The 3,100-nt window shown below is 34.7% G+C and carries 3 protein-coding genes and 1 pseudogene; 3 read left to right on the top strand and 1 reads right to left on the bottom strand.

Annotated features, from left to right (window positions below):
- Positions 1 to 290 precede the first annotated feature (290 nt).
- The 3 genes from DXB52_RS15140 to DXB52_RS15150 all read left to right on the top strand — a co-directional run bounded on the left by DXB52_RS15140 (position 291) and on the right by DXB52_RS15150 (position 2,693).
- Positions 291 to 1,820 (top strand): FMN-binding protein, encoded by a 1,530-nt coding sequence (locus DXB52_RS15140; RefSeq protein ID WP_181989229.1) that lies wholly within the window; start codon positions 291 to 293, stop codon positions 1,818 to 1,820.
- Between the two features lie 146 nt (positions 1,821 to 1,966).
- Positions 1,967 to 2,521, top strand: a complete 555-nt coding sequence (locus DXB52_RS15145) for a hypothetical protein (RefSeq protein ID WP_147343389.1) — start codon at positions 1,967 to 1,969, stop codon at positions 2,519 to 2,521.
- 10 nt (positions 2,522 to 2,531) lie between these two features.
- Positions 2,532 to 2,693 (top strand): AraC family transcriptional regulator, encoded by a 162-nt coding sequence (locus tag DXB52_RS15150; RefSeq protein WP_270370480.1) that lies wholly within the window; start codon positions 2,532 to 2,534, stop codon positions 2,691 to 2,693.
- A gap of 134 nt (positions 2,694 to 2,827) precedes the next feature.
- Here the strand turns inward: DXB52_RS15150 and DXB52_RS15155 are convergent.
- Positions 2,828 to 2,947: pseudogene (locus DXB52_RS15155) on the bottom strand (IS3 family transposase); the annotation flags it as partial.
- Positions 2,948 to 3,100: the final 153 nt, after the last annotated feature.

Genomic DNA, 3,100 nt, shown 5'->3' on the forward strand with positions numbered 1-3,100 from the left:
GGTTAGTTGCATGAAACTATAATTAGTCTTGGCTGATTATATGGATTTAGATATCACTGATTAACTTCAGTTGTTAAAAGCAGAGGGGGGATGATATATATGATTCAAAGCTCATCGGTTAGTTGCATGAAACTATAATTAGTCTTGGCTGATTATATGGATTTAGATATCACTGATTAACTTCAGTTGTTAAAAGCAGAGGGGGGATGATATATATGATTCAAATCAAATTAAAGAAAGATATATAATTTTATAGCTCTACATAAATAAATTGATGGAGGAAAATGATTATGCAATTAATTGGAAAAATGAAATACGCAATTATGAAAAGTGCTGTATTTGCATTATCGGCAACAATGCTAGTAATGTCTACACCAATATCTGTAAGTGCAGAAGAAACACAATATGCAGATGGAACATTTGAAGGATCAGGAAAGGGACACGTAGATACAATTGTCCTGGATGTAACAATTGCGAATGGGAAAATAGTTGACATTGAAACAAAACAGCAGAATGAAACACCAGAATATTGGGAAATGGCAGTTCCTGATATGTACAATAACATTATAAATAAAGGTGATACAGGTGTAGACACCATATCCGGTGCAACCGATAGTTCCAATGGGATTAAAGATGCTGTAAATCAGGCACTTGAAATATCAGCAAGTAAAGCAACGGAAGATAAAAATAAAATATTTGAATCTGGAAATGGGACGCAGGATGATCCATACATTATCCATACGACAGACCAACTACAAAAATTTGCAAAATCAGTAACTGCAGATAATGACTACAGTGGAAAATACATAGTTCTGGATTCTGATGTAAATATTTCAGATATCTCCTGGGAACCAATTGGTGGAAATGACTGTGCATTTAATGGAGACTTTAACGGACAAAATCATTCAATTATCGGTATGAAAATAGGAACTTATAATAATCCCTATATGATTACAGGAAAAAATACTTATGTTGGTTTTTTTGGTATATTAAATAAAGATGCACAAATTAAAAATCTGAAGATTACTGGTATCGATATTGAATCTGAAGGAACTAATGGAAATGGAATCATTGGAAGCATCGCCGGAGGAATGAAAGGTTTCGACGATACAGGAAATTTGCATGGAGCAGTCATTGATAATTGTTATGTTTCCGGATCAATCTATCATGAATCTAATAGCGGAGATAATTATGTAGGTGGAATTGTTGGTTGGCAGAAAAAAGGTGCCGTAATTAACTGTAAAAGTGACGTTGTTGTATCATGCTATGTATCAGATCAAGATAAGATTGCAGCTGCAGCTGGAATTGCCGGAGTATTAGAACAGGGATTAATTGCAAATTCATTATCAATTGAAAGTGTTGGAGGTGGAACCTACGAAAATAATTCGGTAACACCAATAATCAGTAATTTGGTTGCCATTAATAAAGGAACTGTTTCCAGTTGCTATGCATCAGGCTCACTGTCTACACACAATGAATCTAAGTATGGCGGTATGATATCTGGATGGATTACTGAAACTGGTAAAGCATATGATTCAAAATATGATAAAGAAACTGGAATGTCAATAGGGGGAGAATCAATAAATCCACCAGAACCTGTAGGCACACAGGATGCAGCTTCCTTAAGTGATGACGGTTTCACTTATGTGGGTGGTTTAAGTAATAATCTGGAAGGATTTGATTTTTCAGGACTTAAGAAAACAGCAGATGACTTGAACGCTTCCTTTGAAAACTATCCGGTAGATATCACAAGATATGGCGTAAATGTAAATTCTTTAAAGAATGGTATGTTGGAACAAATTCTTATTACGCAGATTTAGGAAGTGCAAAGGCAACTATTGTATATAAACAGCCAGTATGTGAACTGGTACCTGAAAGTGCTTTACAGTATAAGAAAGTTATAGAACAGATTGATGCAATCGGTGATGTGACCATCGAAAAGGAAAATGCAATTAAAGAAGCAAGAATGGGATACGACGCATTATCTGAAGATCAGAAAAACAAAGTATCAAATTATGAACTTCTTACACAAGCAGAGACAAAATTATCCGAACTAAAGAAAGAAGAAGAAAATTCCAAAACAGATAAGAATGCAGCTGCAGAAGTAGAAAAGAAAATTGATGCAATAGGAACGGTAACAAAAGATTCTGGTGATATAATCAAAGAAGCCAGAACTGCATACGATGCATTAACAGCTACTCAAAAAGCACTGGTAAGTAATGTAAATGTTTTAACCACTGCAGAAGATGCATACAAAAAGCTAAACAAGTCGGAAGATACACCTACTACTAAACCTGCTCCGCCTATTTACGGAGATGATAAATTAACAGGTACAGATAAAAGCTTATCAAATACAAAAAACACTTCGCCAAAAACAGCCGAGGAAAAATCATTAAAAGGTACGTCCAAAACAGTAAAAACCGGAGACACTACAAAAATGTTCCTTCCAATCTGTGGTATAATTTTTACGGCAGGAATGATCGTTGTTGTTATTAGGCGCAAAAGAATAAGTAAACGTTAAAATAAAAAACATTCTAACGCACCGGCTTTCCAGTGAAAAGCCACGAAATACTTCTTTTAATATATCGGAAATTTCTCGAGCGATCGGATATGAAAACCCACTATATTTTAGCCGTATTTTCAAGAAACAAAGCGGGCTTTCCCCGTCTGAATATAGAAAAAATATCAAATAATAATGTGAAACTAAATCGCTTTCTAAAAAAAGAACCCAGAATTGTTATTCAAAACAATAGTATGCTCCCCGTCAAGAGGACAATAAAAAATAATAAATTTTTGTATCGTCAGCCATGCTATGGCTGGCGATATTTTATGCTGCTTTTGTATATTGCTCATGATATTTCATTGGTGTCATTACATGCAGTTTCCTTTGAAGTCGTTGGTTGTTGTAGTAATCTATGTAATTAGCTATCGCAGTAATCAAAGAGCTTCTGTCATTAAACGCTGTTTATAATACATTTCTCGTTTTAGAATTCCCCAAAACCCTTCCATTGGTCCATTGTCAATACAGTGGGCAACTCTAGACATACTCTGCTTCATATGATGTTTTTTTAATCTAGTATAAAACTGTGCGCTTGTATAT

The sequence above is a fragment of the Ruminococcus sp. OM04-4AA genome, from assembly GCF_003462585.1.
Lineage (GTDB): Bacteria > Bacillota > Clostridia > Lachnospirales > Lachnospiraceae > Mediterraneibacter > Mediterraneibacter faecis.